Consider the following 18,336-nt stretch of genomic DNA (forward strand, 5'->3'; position numbering starts at 1 on the left):
GACTGCCGCATCGATGCCGTGGAGTCCGCTGACTCCTGCCGGTTCCCTTGATGTTGTCAGCCAGCAACAACCGGTGAGGAACACGCCATGGAAGTGGATCACCTGGTGCAACGCGAGTGCGCCGACCGTTCGGAGCGTGACGTCGTCGTGTCCGGGAGCGGAGCGCTTCAGGTGGCGGCCGGGGCACCCTGCAACACCCCTCCCGCCCCGGCGAAACGGCCGGTGCGTGCGGATCGGATGTTCAGTCGCACCCGCGCGGCAGTCGGCCGGGCACGCCAGTTCGTCGGCAACGCGATCGCCGACCACGTACCGGACGAGCGTGCCGAGGACATCCTTCTCTGCGCCTCCGAACTCGCCACGAATGCCCTGCAACACACCCCGCCCGGGCGGATGTTCCGCGTCTGCCTCACCCTCGCGTCCGACGCGTTACGCCTCGAAGTGCACGACGCGGGCAACGGCACTCCGCACGTGCGCGAGGCAGGCGAGGGCGACGGCGGGGGTCGCGGGCTGCTGCTCGTCTCAGCGCTCGCTGACGAGTGGGGCACTGCGCGGCGTGCCGGCCCCGGGAAGTGTGTCTGGGCCACCTTCCCGTTTCCCTCCGCCGCTGAACTTCTCCAGTCCTCAAGGAGCAATATGGCCTCCCTTTCCACTGCGGCGCCCTGGGGCGTGCGACGACTCGCGCTGTACTCCGACGTCACTCAAGTCCCCTACGTACGAACTGATATGGACCCGGACTCGCAGTCGACCCGCTACTTCGATGCGAACGGCAACCGCATCGACATGGGCGGACACGGCACCGGGACGTCCACCGCCAACCAGACCGCGACATCAGCAGACGGCGGTGGGCCCAACCCGCCTCCGCCCGCCGACACCGACCTGACTTCGGACAGCGACTCGGACTGACATGCGTGAAGCACAGATCCTTGTTGTCACCGCCCTCGGCGACGTCACGGCGGATCTTGTGGTGGAAGAGCTGTACGGCCGGGGCGTCCCGGTCGTACGGCTCGACCCCTCCGCCGACTTCTCCCGTATCGCCGAGATGAGTGCCCGTATCGAACGAGGCGCCTTCGCCGGAGCCGTCACCACCTCGACCCGGCAGCTCGATCTTTCCCGCGTCCGTTCCGTCTACTGGCGTCGTCCGACACCATTCACCGTTCCACAAGAGGCGGAGACTTCCCAGCAACGGTTCGCCATCGAGCAGTCGAGCCACGGCTACTTGGGAGTGCTGCGAGCGCTGCCGGGTGCGTGGTACGTCAACCATCCCGCGCGCAACCGCGACGCGGAGAACAAGGTGCTCCAGCTCGCCACCGCGGCCCGCACGGGGTTCACGCTTCCCGACACGCTGGTCACGGATGTGCCGGGCGACGCCGTGCAGTTCGCGGCCGAACACGAGGCAGTGGTCTACAAGCCCGTGCACCGCGTGCACCTGGCCGGCGCGGACGGCCGGAACCGCACGGTCTGGGTGCGCACGGTTGGCGCGCACGAGTTGGACGACTCGATCGCCCTGTGCCCGCACCTCTTCCAGGCCTGCGTGCCGAAGGTCGCCGACATCCGCCTTGCCATGGTCGGCAGTGCAGCGTTCGCGAGCCGTATCGACATCGTGGGCGAGCACCTCGACTGGCGTCAGGACCAGAGCCTGATCTCCTGTTCTCCCATCTCGGTCCCGGGCCCTGTTCGCGACGCAGCGAACTCCTTCCTTCACGCCTTCGGTCTCCGCTTCGGTGCTTTCGACTTCGCTCTCGACGCGGACGGCCGATGGTGGTTTCTCGAATGCAACCCCAACGGGCAGTGGGCGTTCGTCGACGAAGCGACCACACACGCCATCACTCAGGCACTCGCCGACACTCTGCAGAAGGGCGACATCACATGACTTCGGAGACCGCTGCCGAGCTGCGCCGTCGGCTCGTAGAGCAGCTCGCCGCCGACGGCGTACTGCACGACCCGGAGGTTCGCCGGGCCGCCGGGACCGTTCCCCGTGAGGTGTTCCTCGGCAGCGCGATCTACCGGCCGAGCAGTGCCCCGGGCGTCACCGTCTGGACGCCCACCCGCCGCGACGCCACGCCCGCCGATGCCTGGCTGCGCCTCACGTACGAGAACGAGACCTGGGTGACCCAGATCGACGGCGTCCTGGCCGAGGGTGCCACCGGCCCCGTGACCGGCGGCAGCCCGACCTCGTCCTCGACGCTGCCCGGCCTTGTGCTGTGGATGATCGAGCAGGCCGGGATCGCTCCAGGCCGACGCGTACTCGTCATCGGCACCGGGACAGGTCTCTCGACCGCGTACGCCTGCGAGGTCGCCGGAGAGGAGAACGTGACGTCGGTCGAGACGGACCCCCGGGCAGCGGAGCGTGCCCGCGAAGCGCTCAGCCAGGCCGGCTACGCCCCGACACTCGTCACCGCCGACGGCCTGTGCGGCCACCCCGAGCGAGCCCCGTACGACGTCGTCATCGCGTTCTGCTCGATGCGGCACATCCCGTACACACTGCTCCGGCAGGTCGCCCCTGGCGGCACACTGCTGGTCACCCTCACCGGCTGGAGCGGCGCGTACGGCCTCGTACGCCTCACTGCCGAGGAGGGCGCAGACGCGCACGGCCGCTTCCTGCCCGGCCACACGTCGTTCATGGTGGCCCGTCAGCACGGCCGTCCGCCGCACGGATCTTTCGAGTTGCTCCCCGGCGAGGAGCGCCCAAGCCGGATCGACCCGACCCTCCTCGACGACTGGACCGGCCGTTTCGTCGCGCAGCTCGCCGTGCCCTCGGCCGGCCGTTTCGGGGCGGGTGCGGAGCAGGTGCTGCTCGATGTCGCCACCGGGTCCCAGACCAGGGTCCGTATCGCCGACAGCGGAGAGGGCTGGACGGTGATCCAGCGAGGACCCGTCCGGCTCTGGGACTGCATCGAGAACGCGGTCACCACCTGGCAGGACCACGGTTCACCGAACCTGTCCGCGTTCGGGATCGCCCTCACCTCTGACGCCCAGAGGGTCTGGCTCGGCGCAGCGCACGGGCCGAGCTGGGCGCTGCCCATCTAGTCCGGGCTCGGGGTGCCCGATGCGAGCGAAGTCGATCTCGCCCGTGGCGATCATGTGCCGCATGCGTGCCACGGCGGCAGTGCGGCGGCGCCGGTCGGCGCTCTTCCTCAGCGTGGTGTCGACTGAGCGGGGCATAGGGCCACCTCCGGATGCGTGTGCGTTGTCGGGCAAGGTACCGGCCGCTCTGATCGCGAGCGAGATCGTGGGGGCGCCGCTGCTCGGGATGCGGTTGAACCCGGCTCGGGCGCGGCCGCAGTTGGCATGTACGCGGCCGTGGGCGCGGGTTACGCCGCCGCGGGCAGCCTCTCCGGCGCGCTGCTCACGGCCGTCGAGCCGGACCGATCCTCGCCGGGGTCGGCCTCACCCTCGTCCTGACCGTGGTCGGCGCGGTGGGGGAGCGGGCAACCAGGGGCTGTACGACGCAAGTCGCCTCAGGCGGTCGCCCGCGCACGGAACATGCGCCGGTAGGCGGTCGGTGTGACGCCGAGGGATGACTGCAGGTGCTGGCGCAGGGACTGGGCTGTGCCGAAGCCGGCGTCGTGGGCCACCTGGTCCATGGAGAGTTCCGTGGACTCCAGGAGGTGCCGGGCGCGTTCGACGCGCTGGCGGGTGAGCCACTGGCCGGGGCTGACGCCGACCTCCTCGCGGAAGCGGCGGGTGAACGTACGTACCGACATCGCCTCCTGCGCGGCCAGGTCGCGCAGATGGATCGGCTCGTGCAGGCGGGCGAGCGCCCAGGCGCGGGACGCCGTGGTGGTCGCCAACTGGTCCTCGGGGAGCGGGCGTTCGATGTACTGGGCCTGGCCGCCGTCGCGGTGCGGCGGCACGACCGTGCGGCGGGCGACCTCGTTGGCGACGGCCGTGCCGTGGTCGCGGCGCACGATGTGCAGACACAGGTCGATGCCGGCCGCGACCCCGGCGGAGGTCAGCACGTCCCCGTCGTCGATGAACAGCACGTCCGCGTCCACCTCGACCTGTGGGAAGACCCGCTGGAAGTGCTCGGCCCGCTCCCAGTGCGTGGTCGCGGGGCGCCCGTCCAGGTAGCCGGCGGCGGCCAGGACGTACCCGCCGGTGCAGATGCCGACCATGCGCGTGCCGGGCCGGACGTGGGCGAGCGCGGCGGCCAGCTCGTCGGTGAGCCGGCCCTCCTCGTACACCGGGCCCAGCTCGTGCGAGGCGGGAACGACGACCGTGTCCGCCGTGGCCAGCGCCTCAGGGCCGTGCTCGACGAGCACCGAGAAGTCGGAGTCCGTACGGACCGGACCCGGCGGCCGGAGCGAGCAGGTCACCGTCTCGTACCGGCGGAAGCCGTCGGCGTCCCTGGCGCGGTTGAAGATCCGGTGCGGGATGCCGAGCTCGAAGGGGAGCAGGCCGTCCAGGGCGAGGACGACGACGCGGTGGCGGGGCGGGGGCGTGCCGTTCCGGTTCTGGTTCCGGTTGCTGTGCCCGTTCCCGTTCCCGTTCCCGTTCCCGTTCCCGTTCCCGTTTCCGTTCCCGTTTCCGTTCCCGTTCCCGTTTCCGTTTCCGTCCATGGCCCGATCCTAGCGAACCATGTCTCTCGGGCCACTCGATTGCCATGTCCGCGCCCGGCACGCTGGCGTGCGTGACCGAGACGACCGCAGCCGACGCCTCCCCCAGCAGCCCCAGCAGCCCCAGCAGCCCCAGCAGCCCCAGCAGCCCCAGCAGCCCCAGCAGCTCCAGCAGCCCTCGCAGCCCCCGCAAGCCCCGTCCCGCGCCGTCCTCCGGCCGTATCCACCGCGCCTGGTTCGTCGCCGCCGTCGCCTTCGTGACGATCATCGGCGCCGCCGCCTTCCGCTCCCTGCCCGGCCTGCTCATCGACCCGCTGCACCGCGAGTTCGACTGGTCGCGCAGCACGATCGGCTTCGCCGTCTCCGTGAACCTCGCGCTGTACGGGATCACCGCGCCGTTCGCCGCCGCGCTGATGGACCGCTTCGGCATCCGCCGCGTCGTCGCCGTGGCCCTGACCGTGATCGCGCTCGGCTCCGGGCTCGCCGTGTGGATGACGGCCGCCTGGCAGCTCATCCTCTACTGGGGGTTCCTGGTCGGCCTCGGCTCCGGCTCGATGGCGCTCGCGTTCGCCGCCACGGTCACCAACCGCTGGTTCACCGAGAAGCGCGGCCTGGTCACCGGCATCCTCACCGCCGCGAGCGCCTCCGGCCAGCTGATCTTCCTGCCGCTGCTCTCCTGGATGGTCGAGGGCCACGGCTGGCGCCCGGCCGCGATCACCGTCGCCCTGACCGCGCTCGCCGTCGTGCCGTTCGTCTGGCTGCTGCTCCGCGACCATCCGGCCGACGTGGGCCTCGCGCCGTACGGGGCCAAGGAGTTCGTGCCGAAGCCGCCGCCGGTGACCGGGGCCGCGCGCCGTGCCGTGACGGTGCTGTTCAAGGCGGCCCGCACCGGGCCGTTCTGGCTGCTCGCGGGCACCTTCGCGATCTGCGGCGCCTCCACCAACGGCCTGATCCAGACCCACTTCGTGCCCGCCGCGCACGACCACGGCATGCCGATCACGGCCGCCGCCTCGCTGCTCGCGGTGATCGGCGTCTTCGACGTCATCGGCACGATCTGCTCCGGCTGGCTCACCGACCGCTTCGACGCCCGCCGCCTGCTCGGCGTGTACTACGCGCTGCGCGGCATCTCGCTGCTCTTCCTGCCGATGCTGCTCGCGCCCGACGTGCGCCCGCCGATGCTGTTCTTCATTGTGTTCTACGGCCTCGACTGGGTCGCCACCGTCCCGCCGACCCTGGCCCTGTGCCGCGAGCACTACGGCGACGACTCGGCCATCGTCTTCGGCTGGGTCCTCGCCTCGCACCAGATCGGCGCGGCGGCGGTGGCGTTCCTCGGCGGTCTCGTACGGGATGTGACGGGTTCGTACGACGTGGTCTGGTACGCGTCGGGGGCGCTGTGCGCGGCGGCGGCGCTGATGGCGGTGGTGATCCGCAGGGTCGCGCCTACGCGGTGAAGTGCCCGAACCGGCCCCGGTGGAACAGCAACGGCTCGCCCCCCTCCGCCACCGCGTCCAGGGCGTCCACCCGCCCCACCACGATCAGGTGGTCGCCCCCGGTGTGCACGGCGTGGATCGTGCAGTCCAGCCACGCCGGTACGCCGGTGAGGCGGGGCGCGCCGGACACCGGGGCCGGTCCGTGGCCGACGCCCGCGAACTTGTCGGCGCCGCTCACCGCGAAGCCGCGGCACAATTCGCCCTGGTCCGCGCCCAGTACGTTCACGCAGAACGCGCCCGCGCGGGCGATCCGCGGCCAGGTCGTCGACGTACGCGCGACCATGAACGCGATCAGCGGCGGGTCCAGGGAGAGCGAGGCGAACGACTGGCAGGCGAAGCCGGCGGGGCCCTCGGCGTCGCGGGCCGTGATCACGGTGACCCCGGAGGCGAAGTGGCCGAGCACCCGCCGGAACTCGCCCGGGTCGAGCGGCAGCCGCTCGTCCTCGCGGACGGCGCGCAGGCCGGGGCGAGGGCGGGGGTGCGGGTGCGCGTCCGGGTGGGCGCGCGCGGGGGCGGGCTCGGCGACCGTGGCGGCGCCGACGGACCTGAGGTATCGGACGGCCGTTTCGGCCATCCCTGCGTGTCCCATCACACCTCTCATTGAAGCTGACGGAGCGTCAGATAGGAACCCTCGCGACCCCGTCCCGTCAACCGACCCCGTCCCGTCAACCGACCCCGTCCCGTCAACGCCCGCGGTACACCGGGCTGCGCCGCTCCACGAAGCTCGCCACGCCCTCGTTCGCGTCCGCCGTCGTCATGTTGATCTCCTGCGCCGCCGCCTCCGCCGCGAACGCCGCGCTGCGGTCGACCTCCAGGGAGGCGTTGACCAGCTGTTTCGTCAGGGCGATGGCCCGGGTCGGCCCCTGCGCGAGCCGTTCGGCCCAGGCGTGCGCGGTCTTCTCCAGCTCGTCCGCCGGTACGACGCGGTTGACGAGCCCGAGCCGCTCCGCCTCCGCCGCGCTCACCGCGTCCCCGAAGAACATCAGCTCCTTGGCGCGCTGCGGGCCGATGAGGCGGGGCAGGAGGTACGCGCCGCCGCCGTCCGGGACGAGGCCGCGGCGTACGAACACCTCGATGAACTTGGCGTGCTCGGCGGCGATGACGAGGTCGCAGGCGAACGCGAGGTGCGCGCCGAGGCCGGCGGCGGTGCCGTTCACGGCGGCGATCACCGGTTTCTCGCAGTCCAGGACCGCGGCGATGAGGCGTTGGGCGCCGCGGCGGATGGTGCGGGCCACGTCGCCGGGTACGCGCTCGGCGGGCGCGGGCCCGCCTCGCAGGTCCGCGCCCGCGCAGAAGCCTTTGCCGGTGGCGGTGAGGACGACGGCGCGGATCTCCGGGTCGGCGGAGGCGGCGTCGAGGAGGGCGATGAGGTGTTCTCGCTGGTCCCGGGTGAGGGCGTTCATGGAGTCGGGGCGGTTGAGGGTGAGGGTGGTGATGTGGTCGGTGGTGGAGTGGAGGAGGGGTGAGGCGGTCATGGGACTCCGTAAGGTGTCGGGCGCCCCGACAGGGGCGCGGGGAACTGCGCGAGGGGCCACGGCGGAGCCGCAGCCGAACGACGGCCGAATCAGCCGCTGCGGCGTTTGAGGAGCGGGGGGCCGGGGGCGGAGCCCCCTGGGGTGAGGTGGGCTACCTGCACACGGCCAGCGCGTCCAGCGCCACCGCGCCCTGTCCCCGGGGCAGCACCATCAACGGGTTGATGTCCAACTCCGCCAGCTCATCGCCCAGTTCAAGCGCCACCCGCTGCACGCGGAGGACCACCTCGACCAGCGCGTCCACATCCACCGGCGGCCCGCCCCGCACCCCCTCAAGCAGCGCCCGCCCCCGCAGCTCCGACAGCATCGCCCGCGCCTGGTCCTCCCCGAAGGGCGGCACCCGTACCGCCGCGTCGTTCAGGACCTCGACCAGGACGCCGCCGAGCCCGACCGTCACCGTCGGCCCGAACAGCTCGTCCTGTGTCACCCCCACGACCATCTCGACGCCCCGCTCCACCATCTGGCAGACGAGTACGCCGTCCAGGTCGATGCCCTCGTACCGGGCGATGTCGGTCAGCTCGCGGTACGCGTCCCGGACCTGGCTCGCGGAGGTCAGCCCGACCTTGACCAGGCCGAGTTCCGTCTTGTGGGCGATGCGCGCGCCGGACGCCTTCATCACCACCGGGTAGCCCACCTGCCCCGCCGCCCGTACCGCCGCCGCCGCGCTCGTCACCAGCTGCTCGCGCGGGACGCGTATCCCGTACGCCCGCAGCAGCTGCTTCGCCGCGTGCTCGCTGAGCTGCTGCCCGGGCCGCATCAGCGCCTGCGCCTTGCGGTACGAGGGGGACGGGGTGCGGGGCGCGTCCGTGAAGGGGGAGCGGTAGTCGGCGGTGAAGCGGTGGTGGTCCAGGTAGGCGCGTACGGCTGTGATGCAGTTGGCGAACGTACGGAAGGTCGCGACGCGGGACGAGCCGAGCAGGGTTTCGCGGTACGCGGCCTCCGTGCCGACCGGCGAGCCCCAGACCACGCACACCAGCTTGTCGGTGCGCTCGGCCGCCGCCACCAGGTCCTGGGCGAGCTTGTCGCTCATCGGCGGGAAGGGCCCGGTGATGGGGCAGATCAGGACGCCTACGTCCGGGTCGTCGAGGATCGCCTCGATGATCTTCGGGCCGCGCCAGTCGCCCACCGGGTGGCCGCCGTTGTCGACCGGGTTGGCGACGCCCAGGTACGGCGGGATCCACTCGTGCAGCTCGTCCTGCTTGGCCTGGGAGAGGGTGGGCAGGTGGAGCCCGGCCTCCGTCGCGAGGTCGGCGAAGTGGGCGCCGGTGCCGCCGGAGATGGAGTAGACGACGACTCCCTCCGCCTGCGGCCTGCGTGCCCGTGCCAACAGGGTTGCCGTGTCCTGGAGTTCGTCGAGCCCGTCGACCCGGATCACCCCGAACTGCCGCATCGCCGCGTCCACCACGGTGTCGGCGCCGGTGAGCTTCCCGGTGTGCGAGGCGGCCGTCCGCGCGCCCGTCTCCGTGCGGCCCACCTTCACCGCGACCACCGGCACCCCGCGCCGCGCCGCGTGATCGGCGGCGAGCAGGAAGGACCGGCCGTCCTTCAGCCCTTCGACGTACGCGGCGATCGCCCCGACCTCGGGCCGGCTCGCGAAGTAGGAGAGGAAGTCGGCGGTCTCCAGATCGGCCTCGTTGCCGGTCGGCGCCCAGTGCGAGAGGCGTACGCCGATCTCCTGCAGGGTGAAGACCGGCCTGCCCTGGTGACCGGACTGGGTGATCAGGGCGATCGCCGGTCCTTCCAGGTCGTCGCGGAACTCCTCGAAGGCGTTGAGGTTGGTGTTGGGGCCGAGGAGGCGGATTCCGGAGCGTTCGACGGCGGCGGTCAGGCGGGCCTGTGCCTCGGCGCCCTCCTCGCCGGTCTCGGCGAACCCGGAGGCGAAGGCGACCGCGAACCTCACCTTGGCCTCGGCCAGCTCCTCGACCACGGGCAGCGGGTCGCCGACGAGCAGCACGGCCAGGTCGACCTGCTCGGGCAGCTCGGCGACGGACGGCACGCAGGGCAGCCCGAAGACGGTCTCGCGGGCCGGGTGCACGGGGTGGATGCGGGCGCCGACCCGCTCGGCCCAGGCGATCAGCTGCCGCGTGATGCCGGTGTTGGGCCGCCCCTCGGCGTCGGACGCGCCGACGACGGCCACGGACTCGGGCCGGAAGAAGCGGTCCAGGTCGGGGACGTCGGCGTGCAGGGGGCGGCCGCTGACGTCTAGGTCGAGAGTGGTTTCCCCGGCCCCGGGGCCGTGCGCGGTGCCGGGCGCGGTGCCGTGCACGGTGGGTGCGGGGTGGTCGCCGCAGGCCACTACGCGGGCGCGGCGGGGGTCGGTGGTGAGGGTGCCGTGCGTCGATCCAAGCATCGCTGAGGCCCGCCTCCTGGGTGCCGCGGTATCGGTTCGTCGAGCTGACGCCCTGTCAGATTACTTAACTGACGTCCTGTCAGGAACCTCTGTGCGGCGCGAGCTTGTTTCCTTCCCCTTCCTGGCCCTTTCGAGGCGCCGCCCCCTTGCGCGCGCGCCACCCTGTCCGTAGAACTCATATAACTGACGTGCCGTCAGAAACGAATGAAGGGGCGGGCAGGACATGCAGACGATCTGGATCGGCGGCGCCGAATGGCTTGCCGTGCTCCGCATCGGGCTCGGCCTGTGGTGGCTGGAGAGCTGGCGGCACAAGGACAGGAAGGGCTGGTTCGAGCGCGGTACGGGGATCGCCTGGGCCGCCGACGTCGCGGGCAAGCACAAGTGGCCGGCCGTGAGGAGCGGCTTCGAGAGCGTGGTCGCGCCGCGCCCCAAGCTCATGGCGTACGTCGTCGTCTACGCCGAACTCGCCCTCGGACTCGGCCTGATCAGCGGTTTCCTCACGCCGATAGCCCTGGTCGGCGGGCTGCTCCTGAACCTGCTCTATCTCGTCCTGATGATCCACGACTGGGCCGAGCAGGGGCAGAACGCGATGATGGCGCTGATCTCCCTCGTCGCCCTCCTCGGCATGTCCTGGCAGACCTGGTCACTCGACTCCGCGATGGGACTGTTCCTCTGATGGCGGCCACCTCCGACTCCGTCCGCTTCGACCTGCCCGAGCCCGACGCCTTCACCCGGCCCTACTGGGACGCGGCGGCCGAGGGGAAGCTGCTGCTCCGCCGCTGCGGGGCCTGCGGCCGTACGCACCACTACCCGCGCGAGTTCTGCCCGCACTGCTGGCACGACGCCGACGTCGAGTGGATCGAGGCGGCGGGCACCGCGACCCTCTACACCTGGTCCGTCGTGCACCGCAACGACCTGCCGCCGTTCGGCTCCCGTACGCCCTATGTCGCCGCCGTGGTCGACCTCGCCGAAGGCCCCCGCATGATGACCGAGGTCGTGGACTGCCCGGAGGGGCGGCTGCGGGTCGGCATGGAGCTGGACGTGGCCTTCCGTGCCGAGTGCGACGGGGAAATCGTGGTGCCCGTGTTCCGGCCGCGCGGTTGAATGGCCGGGTGATCTTCCGTCTGAACAGAACCGAACTCCACGCCGAAGGGCTGCGTCTGCGCCCCTGGGACCCCGCCTCCGACTCCGATGTGTCGGCCTACCTGCTGGGCGTCACCGACCCTGAGTTCCGGCGCTTCAACAACCCGCTGCGCCATGTCGACGACCTGGACGCGGCCCGGCTCGCGCTGCGGGAACGGGCCCGGCAGTGGGAGACGGGCGCGGAGGGCGGGCTCTGCGTCACCGGCGCGGACGACGGCACGGTCCTCGGGCACGTCAGCCTCAAGTCCCTGTACTGGCCGAACCGTTCGGCGGCCGTCGGCTACTGGGTGCTGCCCGAGGCCCGCGGCCGCGGCGTCGCGTCCCGCGCCCTCACCCTGGTCACCGACTGGGCCTTCACGCTCGGCGTGCACCGCATCGCCCTCGACCACGCCGTCACCAACACCGCCTCCTGCCGCGTCGCCGAACGCTGCGGCTTCGCCCACGAGGGCACCCTCCGCGACTCCCACCGCAACGCGGACGGGACGTACCAGGACGCGCATCTGCACGGGCGGGTGCGGGGGGAGGGGGCGGCCGCAGGGCAGGCGTAGCGAGCTGTCGCTTCCACGTGTGGACTACGCGGCAGGGGGTCGCCATGGCCAAGGAACCCGCGGCGCGAGCGAGCCGAGTGGAGAGACTGGCCGACGCGGTGGCCGCCTTCGACCCGCTGCCTTTCGACGGCGAGGCGTCCGCGCGCTGCGGAACCCTCGTCTCGTTGACCATCGCTGCTCGGCGGACCCGCGACCGCGCAGGCCGGACCTGATGATCGCCGCGATCGCGTCGGTCGCCGGGCTGCCGCTGTTCACGCGGAACGCGGGCGACTTCAAGGGGCTCGACAGCGCCGTCACGGTCGTGGCCGTGTAAGGCCTACGGCCACAGCAGCCCCGTGGACCAGCCCTCGCCCTCCCGCCGGTACCGCAGGCGTACGTGGCGGCGCCTCGCGTCGCCCTGAAAGAACTCCAGCTCGTTCGCGGTGAGTTCGTAGAGGGTCCAGGTCGGGACGTCGGTGTCCGGGTGGCGGTCGGCCCGGTCCCAGGCCGACTGTGATGCGGACGCCAACTCGGCTGCGGAGCCCAGGGGTTCGCTCTGCCGGCCGACGAGGGCCGCCGCGAGCGCGCCGGTCGAGCGGGCGTGCAGGTCGGCCTGGGCCCGCTCGGGCGGGGCCGTGGTCACCGTGCCGCGGACGCGGATCTGGCGGCCGAGCCGTGGCCAGTAGAAGTGCAGGGCGGCCTGCGGGCGGGCGGCGAGCTGGCGGCCCTTGCGGCTGCCGGAGTGCGAGGCGAACTCCCAGACCCCGTCGGCGGCGCCGTGCAGCATCAGCGTGCGGACGTCGGGCAGGCCGTCCGCGTCGGCCGTGGCGAGCTGCATCGTGTGCGGCTCGGGCTGCCCGGCCGCGCAGGCGTCGGCGAACCAGGAGTGGAACAGCTCCGTCGGGGAGCCGGGCGCCGCCTCCGGGTCGAAGGGCGGGAGGTGGTCCACGTCCCAGACGCGCTGGGCGTGCAGCAGGGCGCGGAAGGCGGCGGCCCCGGTCTGTGCGGTCGCTTCGTTCCTACGGGGATTCGCTTCGTTCATACGGGGATTGTCGCTGCCCGGCGCCGCTCAGACCTGCCCGAGGTCCGCCGAGTACCAGTGCTCGGGGCGCATGCGGAACACCGTGTTCTCGCCGAGGTTCTCCGCCGAGTACTGCAGGTAACCCTCGACCTTGTCGGCCGGGAGGTAGCGCGCCGTCATCTCCCGCAGCTGCTCCTCGGTGCCCTTCTCGGCGCGGACCACGGGGCCCTCCACCGACACGTACCGGAGCGTGGGAGCGACCCGGTCGACCATCAGGGAGAAGCGGCCCGCCGCCTCGATCAGCCGGGCCTTCTTGCTGTCGGCGGCAGTGATCACCCACAGCTCGCCGCCCGGCGTGTACTGGTACCAGATCGGCAGGGTCAGCGGCGCCCTGCCCTCCTCGTTGACCGAGATCGCGCCGATGTGCGGCTCGGCCAGGAACTTCTCGCGCTCGTCAGGGGTCAGCGGCATGGGGAACTCCCTCGGTGCGGGCGGATGACAGGGGCGGTCGTACGTCTGTCAGGATGGCCAACCCCGTTACCTGCGGAAGGTATTCCGGGCTGCGTGTCGTCCCCCTCACCCCGGCCACCGCCGGTCGGAGGGAAGGGCCCTCTCACCCTGGCCGCCGCCGACCGGAGGGCCCCCTCACCCCCGCCCCAGCACCACCGTCCCCGACGAGCAGAACCAGCCGCCCGTCCCCGACGCCACCGCCAGCTCCGGAAGGCGGCCGTCCGGCTTGTGGACCTGGCCCGCGCCTGCCTCGCCGCGCAGCTGCCGTACCGCCTCCACCAGCAGGAACAGGCCCCGCATGCCCGGGTGTTGGGCCGAGAGGCCGCCGCCGTCCGTGTTCACCGGCAGCTCGCCGTCGCGCGTGAGCCGCCCCTTCTCCACGAACGCCCCGCCCTCGCCCTTCGCGCAGAAGCCGAGGTCCTCCAGGGTCACGAGGGTCATGTACGTGAAGGCGTCGTAGATCTCCGCCAGGTCGATCTCGTCCGGCCGTACGCCCGCCCGCTCGAAGGCGAGCCGGCCGCTCACCGCCGCCGGGGAGACCGTGAAGTCGTCCCACTCGGACATCGTGGTGTGCGAGACGTGCTCGCCCGAACCGAGCACCCACACCGGGGACTTGGCGCAGTCGGGCAGCAGGTCCTCGGCGACGAGGAGGACCGCCGCGCCGCCGTCGCTCCGTATGCAGCAGTGCAGCTTGGTGAACGGGTCCGCGATCACCGGCCCGGCCAGGACCTCGTCCACGGTGACCGGCTCGCGGAACATCGCCTCCGGGTTGTGCGCGGCGTTGGCCCGCGCCTGCACGGCGACCTCCGCCAGCTGCTCGATGGTCGTGCCGTACTCGTGCATGTGGCGGCGCGCGGCCATCGCGTACTTGGCGATCAGGGTGTGCCCGTACGGGACCTCGAACTGGAGCGGGCCGCGCGCGCCGAAGGAGAGGTTGGAGGTGCGGCGCTTCGCCTTGATGTCGGCGCGGGCCGTGGAACCGTAGACGAGCAGCACCGCGCGGGCGTGCCCGGCGGCGATCGCCTCGGCGGCGTGCGCGGCCATGACTTCCCAGGTGGAGCCGCCGACGGAGGTGGAGTCGACCCAGGTCGGCCTCAGGCCCAGGTACTCGGCGACCTCGACCGGCGCGAGCGTGCCGAGCCCGGCCGAGGCGAAGCCGTCGATCACGGAGCGGTCGAGCCCGGAGTCGGCGAGCGCGCGCCGGGCGGCCTGGGCGTGCAGGGCGTACGGGGTGGCGTCGTCGACCTTGCCGCAGTCCGACAGGGCGACACCGGCGACGGCGACCTTGCGGGGAGGGGAGGCTGAGGGTGTGGCGGCGGATGACATGAATCTGACGGTACATCAGATACTTGCATCGGATACCCGCGTCGGCAGCAGGACTCCGACCCCTGTGCATCTCGCCGCCGCCGACCTAACATGACGGCCCGTCAGATCGGGGGTGGGTGCCGTACCCGCCGCCCAGGGGAGGAGCCCGCCGATGGATGCCGCCTTCACCGCGGAGCAGGACGAGATCCGGCGCACCCTGCGCGAACTCGTCACCGAGCGCTGCGGCCCGGACGAGGTCAAGGCCGCGGTCCGCACGCCCCCGGGCCACGACACCGCGCTTTGGCAGACCCTCGCCGGACAGCTGGGGCTGGCCGGCCTCGCCGTGCCCGAGGCGTACGGCGGGGGCGGCCGCACGGCCACCGAACTCGCCCTCGCCTGTGAGGAGACCGGCCGCGCGCTCGTGCCGAGCCCGCTGCTCGCCACGGCCGTGCTCGCCGCCCCGCTGCTCGCCCGCCTCGGCACCGAGGACCAGCGCCGCGCCTGGTTGCCGGAGATCGCCGCGGGCCGCACCACCGCCGCCCTCGCCGTCCCCGGCGCCTCCCTGGCCACCGCGCTCGGCCTGGCCGGCGACGTCACCGGCGACTGGGCGGGCGGGGGCCGCGCCGGCGGCGTACAGGCGAGCTGCGACAGCGAGGGGTGGCGGCTGTACGGGCAGGCCGAGCAGGTGCTCGACGGGCACAGCGCGGGCCTGCTCGTGGTCGCCGCCCACACCGGCGGCTTCGCCCGGTCCCGGACACTGCTCTTCCTCGTACGGGCGGACTCGCCCGGAGTCGCCGCCGTACGGCAGACCGCGCTCGACGAGACCCGGCCGCAGGCGCGCGTCGAACTGCGTGACGCAGGGGCGGAGTTGCTGGGGGCGGACGATGCGCGGGCCGTGACCGACGCGCTCACTGCGACCGGGGACGCGGCGGCGGCCGCGCTCGCCGCGGAGGCCGCGGGCGCGGCGGAGGCAGCACTCACCAGGACCGCCGGACAGCTGCGGCAGTGCGAGCGGTCCGGGCGGTCCGAGTGGTCCGGGCGGTCCGAGTGGTCCGGGTGGTCCGGGCGGTCCGGGCGGTCCGGGCAGGGCAGTGGCTCGTTCCAGGCGGCCAGGAACCGGCTCGCGGACGTGTACGTGGCCGTCCAGGCGGCCCGCTCGGCGGCGTACTACGCGGCGTGGGAGGCGGGCGCGGACGGGGCTCGGCGGGCCGGGGCGCTCGCCCTCGCCCAGACCCTCGAAGCGCTGCGCACCGCGTCCACCGAGACCGTCCAGCTGCATGGCGGTGCGGGCGCCGGCTGGGAGGACGAGGGGCCTCGGTACTTCAAGCGGGCCGCGGGCGACGAACTGCTGTTCGGGCCGGTGCACCGGCTGCGCGAGGACGCGGCGGAACGGGCCGGGCTTTTCGCGGCGCGGCCGGGGGCGGCGGTCTGATGCCCGTCGGAATCCGGCTCGTCCAGAAGGTCTCCTCGACCCGCGCCTTCGCGAAGGCCGCGCCCCGCGTCATCCCCGCCGTGGACCGGGCCGTACACCGGCTCACGCGCGGGAAAGTGCTGCTCAGCGCCCGGATGCTGCCCGGGGTCGTGCTGACCGCGCGCGGCGCGAGGACCGGGCGGGTGCGGCGCACCCCGCTGGCCTGCATGCCGGAGGAGGCGGCCGGGACGTGGCTGCTGATCGGCTCCAACTTCGGCCGGCCCGGGCACCCTGCCTGGACGAGCAATCTGCTTGCGCATCCGGAGGTTTCGATCAGCTGGAAGGGGGCGGAGATCGCGGTGCGGGCGCGGTTGCTGGAGGGGGAGGAGCGGGCGGAGGCGTGGGCGGCGGCGCTTCGGTTCTGGCCGCCGTACGCGATTTATCAGGCCCGTGTGGACCGCGAGATCCGCCTGTTCCGGCTGGAGCGCCGAGCCTGAGATTTCCCCGAGTGACCCGCGTGACCCGAGTAACCCGAGTGACCCGAGTGACCCGAGTAACCCGAGTAATACGCAGAAGGCGACGGCCCGTTGCTCGGACGGGCCGTCGCCTTCTTGACAGGACAGGGTGCGCAGGGAAACCCCCTGCGCGACTACTTCGTCGGCTTCTTGCCAGTGATTCCCAAATGCACCAGCAACGCCAAGTTCGGCTTCAGCTCCGCCTGCTTGACGCCCCAGCTCTGGAACCCCTTCTGGTGCGAGGCGACCGCCGCGAGCATCGCGACCAGGGAGCCCGCCATCGCCGCGGCGCTGACGTCCTTGTCGACCTTCCCCTTGGACTGCAACTCCTTGACCGTGTCCGTAAGGGAGTTGGTGACGGAGTTCAGGATCTTCATCCTGATCTTGTAGAACCGCTTGTCGCCCTCGGCCGCGCCCAGGTCCACCACGCGCAGGATCGCGTCGTTCTTGCGCCAGAAGTCCAGGAACCCGTCGACCAGCTCCTGCGCCGCCTGCCAGCCGGACTTGCCGACCCAGGAGCGCTTGGCGAGCACATCCGTCAACCCCGCGCCCTCGGCGGCCATTTGCTCGGCGATCTCCAGGACCGCGCCCTCGACGTCGGGGAAGTACTGGTAGAAGGTCGCGGGCGAAGTCCCGGCCTTGCGGGCGACATCGATGACCTTGACGTCCCGGTACGGCGAAGAACTGAGCATCTCGCTGAGGCAGTCGAGCAACTTCTGCCGCGTCGCCTGACCGCGTCGACCGGCAACACGGCCGTCGACGGTGCGTACTTGTCCTGTCATGCCGTCAGCTTACCGAGGGGTGATCGGAGCGCGATTCGGCCGACTGCAAATGGGGCGGAAGGAGCGGAACGACCAGAAGGTCCCGCGGAAACCGGTCTGTGTGGGCTCGCCGCGATCTGGACACGGTCTTACGTTGAGGGGGAAGGTCCCGAGAAAGGGCGGGCTCATGGCAGACACCGCGGTGTCCGGTTTCGCGGAGGGTTTCGCGGAAGGCGTCCCCTGCTGGGTGGACGCCCAGCTGTCCGACGTCGAGGCCGGTAAACGCTTCTACGGCGAGCTCTTCGGCTGGACCTTCGACGAGGGCGAGGGCCCTCAGGCCGGGCGGTACGCGCAGGCGTACAGCGAGGGCCGCGCCGTGGCCGCCCTCGCGCCCAAGCGGGACGGCCGCATGCCGACGGTGTGGAACGTCTACTTCGCGACCCCGGACGCGTACGCCCTCGCCCGCCGGATCAAGCACGAGGGCGGCCAGCTCGTCAGGGAGCCGATGCCGGTCGGGACCGCCGGGACGCTGGCCCTCGCGGCCGACCCCGAGGGCGCGGTCTTCGGCCTCTGGCAGGCCGGCACGCACCCCGGCTTCGGGAAGCGCGGCGAGCCGGACTCGTTCTGCTGGACCGAGGTGTATTCGCGGGACAAGGACCTCGTCGACCCCTTCTACGAGTCGGTCTTCGGGTACGGCGGCACCGACCTGGCCGACGCCGGCGACGACTTCCGCACCTGGTCGCCCGCCGGGACGGCGCCCGGCCCGGACACCGCGATCGGCGGCCGCTCACTGGTCGCCGGGAAGTTCCCGGCCGAGATGCCCGCCCATTTCCTGATCTATTTCAACGTCACGGACTGTGACGCGGTCGCCGCCACGGCAAGGCGCCTCGGCGGCCGCCTGCGCGCCGAGCCGTTCGACATCCCGTACGGACGCATGGCCGTCATCACCGACGACCAGGGCGCCGTCTTCGCCGTGCTGCAGGATCCGGAGCCGTAGCCGCCGTCGCGAGTTACCGTCACGTACAGGCGTCTCCCACCGGAGAGAATGACCTGATATCGCCTTGAATGAGCGAGACATCCCGGTTTGCCCTCGGGTTCGCAACCATCGCCCAGTACCGGAAGAATCGGGGTGCGTGCCGCCGCCGCGGCTCCTTGGTGAGACGCTGACCGGAAGCGGTTTGCACGCTCGGTCGGTTCGTACGCGACTCATGCGAC

19 protein-coding genes are annotated in these 18,336 nt (G+C 72.1%); 11 read left to right on the forward strand and 8 right to left on the reverse strand.

Features of this window, described 5'->3' with window-relative positions; all coding sequences use genetic code 11:
* The first annotated feature begins 237 nt into the window (after window positions 1-237).
* From QIS99_RS09690 to tgmC, 3 genes are read left to right on the forward strand one after another with little or no spacing between them, the layout of a single operon-like run.
* Window positions 238-903 carry an ATP-binding protein gene (locus tag QIS99_RS09690; protein WP_282512424.1) on the forward strand — a complete coding sequence of 222 codons (666 nt, stop codon included), beginning with the start codon at window positions 238-240 and terminating at the stop codon, window positions 901-903.
* Between the two features lies 1 nt (window position 904).
* Window positions 905-1,870, forward strand: coding sequence for an ATP-grasp ribosomal peptide maturase (tgmB, locus tag QIS99_RS09695; RefSeq protein WP_282512426.1), 966 nt, complete (start codon window positions 905-907; stop codon window positions 1,868-1,870).
* Window positions 1,867-3,027, forward strand: coding sequence for an ATP-grasp peptide maturase system methyltransferase (tgmC, locus tag QIS99_RS09700; RefSeq protein WP_282512427.1), 1,161 nt, complete (start codon window positions 1,867-1,869; stop codon window positions 3,025-3,027). Before tgmB ends, tgmC begins: the two co-directional genes overlap by 4 nt.
* 431 nt (window positions 3,028-3,458) lie before the next feature.
* Here tgmC and QIS99_RS09705 read toward each other — a convergent pair whose 3' ends face one another.
* Window positions 3,459-4,559, reverse strand: a complete 1,101-nt coding sequence (locus QIS99_RS09705; protein ID WP_282512429.1) for a GlxA family transcriptional regulator — start codon at window positions 4,557-4,559, stop codon at window positions 3,459-3,461.
* A gap of 218 nt (window positions 4,560-4,777) precedes the next feature.
* Between QIS99_RS09705 and QIS99_RS09710 the strand changes: the two genes are divergently transcribed.
* Complete coding sequence (locus QIS99_RS09710; RefSeq protein ID WP_408909524.1) at window positions 4,778-6,007, forward strand: MFS transporter; 1,230 nt, start codon at window positions 4,778-4,780, stop codon at window positions 6,005-6,007.
* On the opposite strand, the gene QIS99_RS09715 is transcribed toward QIS99_RS09710, so the two are convergent.
* The 3 genes from QIS99_RS09715 to QIS99_RS09725 all read right to left on the reverse strand — a co-directional run bounded on the left by QIS99_RS09715 (window position 5,997) and on the right by QIS99_RS09725 (window position 9,928).
* Window positions 5,997-6,620: a flavin reductase family protein gene (locus tag QIS99_RS09715; RefSeq protein WP_282512765.1), complete on the reverse strand. Its 624-nt coding sequence runs from the start codon at window positions 6,618-6,620 to the stop codon at window positions 5,997-5,999. The two genes, QIS99_RS09710 and QIS99_RS09715, sit on opposite strands and share 11 nt — an antisense overlap.
* Before the next feature lie 109 nt (window positions 6,621-6,729).
* The gene (locus QIS99_RS09720) at window positions 6,730-7,521 is read right to left on the reverse strand and encodes an enoyl-CoA hydratase/isomerase family protein (protein WP_282512433.1); all 792 of its coding nucleotides are present in this window, start codon (window positions 7,519-7,521) and stop codon (window positions 6,730-6,732) included.
* Window positions 7,522-7,672: 151 nt separating this feature from the next.
* Complete coding sequence (locus QIS99_RS09725) at window positions 7,673-9,928, reverse strand: acetate--CoA ligase family protein (RefSeq protein ID WP_282512435.1); 2,256 nt, start codon at window positions 9,926-9,928, stop codon at window positions 7,673-7,675.
* 223 nt (window positions 9,929-10,151) lie between these two features.
* On the opposite strand from QIS99_RS09725, the gene QIS99_RS09730 reads away from it, so the two are divergent.
* Genes QIS99_RS09730 through QIS99_RS09745 form a run of 4 tightly spaced genes read left to right on the forward strand, consistent with a single transcriptional unit; the run spans window position 10,152 to window position 11,831 of the window.
* Entirely contained in the window at window positions 10,152-10,604 is a 453-nt protein-coding gene (locus QIS99_RS09730; protein ID WP_282512437.1) for a DoxX family membrane protein, read from the forward strand.
* Entirely contained in the window at window positions 10,604-11,032 is a 429-nt protein-coding gene (locus tag QIS99_RS09735) for a Zn-ribbon domain-containing OB-fold protein (protein ID WP_282512439.1), read from the forward strand. The genes QIS99_RS09730 and QIS99_RS09735 overlap by 1 nt, the downstream gene beginning before the upstream one ends.
* A gap of 8 nt (window positions 11,033-11,040) precedes the next feature.
* On the forward strand, window positions 11,041-11,619 hold the full coding sequence (locus QIS99_RS09740; RefSeq protein WP_282512441.1) for a GNAT family N-acetyltransferase: 579 nt from the start codon (window positions 11,041-11,043) through the stop codon (window positions 11,617-11,619).
* A 44-nt stretch (window positions 11,620-11,663) separates the two neighbouring features.
* Window positions 11,664-11,831 carry a PIN domain-containing protein gene (locus QIS99_RS09745; protein ID WP_282512443.1) on the forward strand — a complete coding sequence of 56 codons (168 nt, stop codon included), beginning with the start codon at window positions 11,664-11,666 and terminating at the stop codon, window positions 11,829-11,831.
* Window positions 11,832-11,935: 104 nt separating this feature from the next.
* On the opposite strand, the gene QIS99_RS09750 is transcribed toward QIS99_RS09745, so the two are convergent.
* From QIS99_RS09750 to QIS99_RS09760, 3 genes are all read right to left on the reverse strand, one after another.
* Window positions 11,936-12,640, reverse strand: coding sequence for a pyridoxine/pyridoxamine 5'-phosphate oxidase (locus QIS99_RS09750; RefSeq protein ID WP_282512446.1), 705 nt, complete (start codon window positions 12,638-12,640; stop codon window positions 11,936-11,938).
* 27 nt (window positions 12,641-12,667) lie between these two features.
* Window positions 12,668-13,090, reverse strand: coding sequence for a pyridoxamine 5'-phosphate oxidase family protein (locus QIS99_RS09755; RefSeq protein ID WP_282512448.1), 423 nt, complete (start codon window positions 13,088-13,090; stop codon window positions 12,668-12,670).
* Window positions 13,091-13,264: 174 nt separating this feature from the next.
* On the reverse strand, window positions 13,265-14,455 hold the full coding sequence (locus QIS99_RS09760) for a thiolase C-terminal domain-containing protein (RefSeq protein WP_282512450.1): 1,191 nt from the start codon (window positions 14,453-14,455) through the stop codon (window positions 13,265-13,267).
* 151 nt (window positions 14,456-14,606) lie between these two features.
* Here QIS99_RS09760 and QIS99_RS09765 point away from each other — a divergent pair, with 151 nt between their 5' ends.
* Both QIS99_RS09765 and QIS99_RS09770 read left to right on the forward strand, forming a co-directional pair.
* Window positions 14,607-15,866 (forward strand): acyl-CoA dehydrogenase family protein, encoded by a 1,260-nt coding sequence (locus QIS99_RS09765; RefSeq protein ID WP_282512451.1) that lies wholly within the window; start codon window positions 14,607-14,609, stop codon window positions 15,864-15,866.
* Window positions 15,866-16,342, forward strand: a complete 477-nt coding sequence (locus QIS99_RS09770) for a nitroreductase family deazaflavin-dependent oxidoreductase (RefSeq protein ID WP_282512452.1) — start codon at window positions 15,866-15,868, stop codon at window positions 16,340-16,342. The genes QIS99_RS09765 and QIS99_RS09770 overlap by 1 nt, the downstream gene beginning before the upstream one ends.
* 152 nt (window positions 16,343-16,494) lie before the next feature.
* On the opposite strand, the gene QIS99_RS09775 is transcribed toward QIS99_RS09770, so the two are convergent.
* On the reverse strand, window positions 16,495-17,142 hold the full coding sequence (locus tag QIS99_RS09775) for a TetR family transcriptional regulator (protein WP_282512454.1): 648 nt from the start codon (window positions 17,140-17,142) through the stop codon (window positions 16,495-16,497).
* 166 nt (window positions 17,143-17,308) lie between these two features.
* On the opposite strand from QIS99_RS09775, the gene QIS99_RS09780 reads away from it, so the two are divergent.
* Window positions 17,309-18,118 (forward strand): VOC family protein, encoded by an 810-nt coding sequence (locus tag QIS99_RS09780; protein WP_282512455.1) that lies wholly within the window; start codon window positions 17,309-17,311, stop codon window positions 18,116-18,118.
* Window positions 18,119-18,336: the final 218 nt, after the last annotated feature.

Source organism: Streptomyces solicavernae, assembly GCF_029968095.1.
Classification (GTDB): Bacteria; Actinomycetota; Actinomycetes; order Streptomycetales; family Streptomycetaceae; genus Streptomyces; species Streptomyces solicavernae.

What these genes read in the sequence shown, in the direction of transcription:
- QIS99_RS09690 (WP_282512424.1), top strand. Translation starts at nt 238, where the DNA reads ATGTTCAGTCGCACCCGCGCGGCAGTCGGCCGGGCACGCCAGTTCGTC.
- tgmB (WP_282512426.1), top strand. Translation starts at nt 905, where the DNA reads ATGCGTGAAGCACAGATCCTTGTTGTCACCGCCCTCGGCGACGTCACG.
- tgmC (WP_282512427.1), top strand. Translation starts at nt 1,867, where the DNA reads ATGACTTCGGAGACCGCTGCCGAGCTGCGCCGTCGGCTCGTAGAGCAG.
- QIS99_RS09705 (WP_282512429.1), bottom strand. Translation starts at nt 4,559, where the DNA reads ATGGACGGAAACGGAAACGGGAACGGGAACGGAAACGGGAACGGAAAC.
- QIS99_RS09715 (WP_282512765.1), bottom strand. Translation starts at nt 6,620, where the DNA reads ATGGCCGAAACGGCCGTCCGATACCTCAGGTCCGTCGGCGCCGCCACG.
- QIS99_RS09720 (WP_282512433.1), bottom strand. Translation starts at nt 7,521, where the DNA reads ATGACCGCCTCACCCCTCCTCCACTCCACCACCGACCACATCACCACC.
- QIS99_RS09725 (WP_282512435.1), bottom strand. Translation starts at nt 9,928, where the DNA reads ATGCTTGGATCGACGCACGGCACCCTCACCACCGACCCCCGCCGCGCC.
- QIS99_RS09730 (WP_282512437.1), top strand. Translation starts at nt 10,152, where the DNA reads ATGCAGACGATCTGGATCGGCGGCGCCGAATGGCTTGCCGTGCTCCGC.
- QIS99_RS09735 (WP_282512439.1), top strand. Translation starts at nt 10,604, where the DNA reads ATGGCGGCCACCTCCGACTCCGTCCGCTTCGACCTGCCCGAGCCCGAC.
- QIS99_RS09745 (WP_282512443.1), top strand. Translation starts at nt 11,664, where the DNA reads ATGGCCAAGGAACCCGCGGCGCGAGCGAGCCGAGTGGAGAGACTGGCC.
- QIS99_RS09750 (WP_282512446.1), bottom strand. Translation starts at nt 12,640, where the DNA reads ATGAACGAAGCGAATCCCCGTAGGAACGAAGCGACCGCACAGACCGGG.
- QIS99_RS09755 (WP_282512448.1), bottom strand. Translation starts at nt 13,090, where the DNA reads ATGCCGCTGACCCCTGACGAGCGCGAGAAGTTCCTGGCCGAGCCGCAC.
- QIS99_RS09760 (WP_282512450.1), bottom strand. Translation starts at nt 14,455, where the DNA reads ATGTCATCCGCCGCCACACCCTCAGCCTCCCCTCCCCGCAAGGTCGCC.
- QIS99_RS09765 (WP_282512451.1), top strand. Translation starts at nt 14,607, where the DNA reads ATGGATGCCGCCTTCACCGCGGAGCAGGACGAGATCCGGCGCACCCTG.
- QIS99_RS09770 (WP_282512452.1), top strand. Translation starts at nt 15,866, where the DNA reads ATGCCCGTCGGAATCCGGCTCGTCCAGAAGGTCTCCTCGACCCGCGCC.
- QIS99_RS09775 (WP_282512454.1), bottom strand. Translation starts at nt 17,142, where the DNA reads ATGACAGGACAAGTACGCACCGTCGACGGCCGTGTTGCCGGTCGACGC.
- QIS99_RS09780 (WP_282512455.1), top strand. Translation starts at nt 17,309, where the DNA reads ATGGCAGACACCGCGGTGTCCGGTTTCGCGGAGGGTTTCGCGGAAGGC.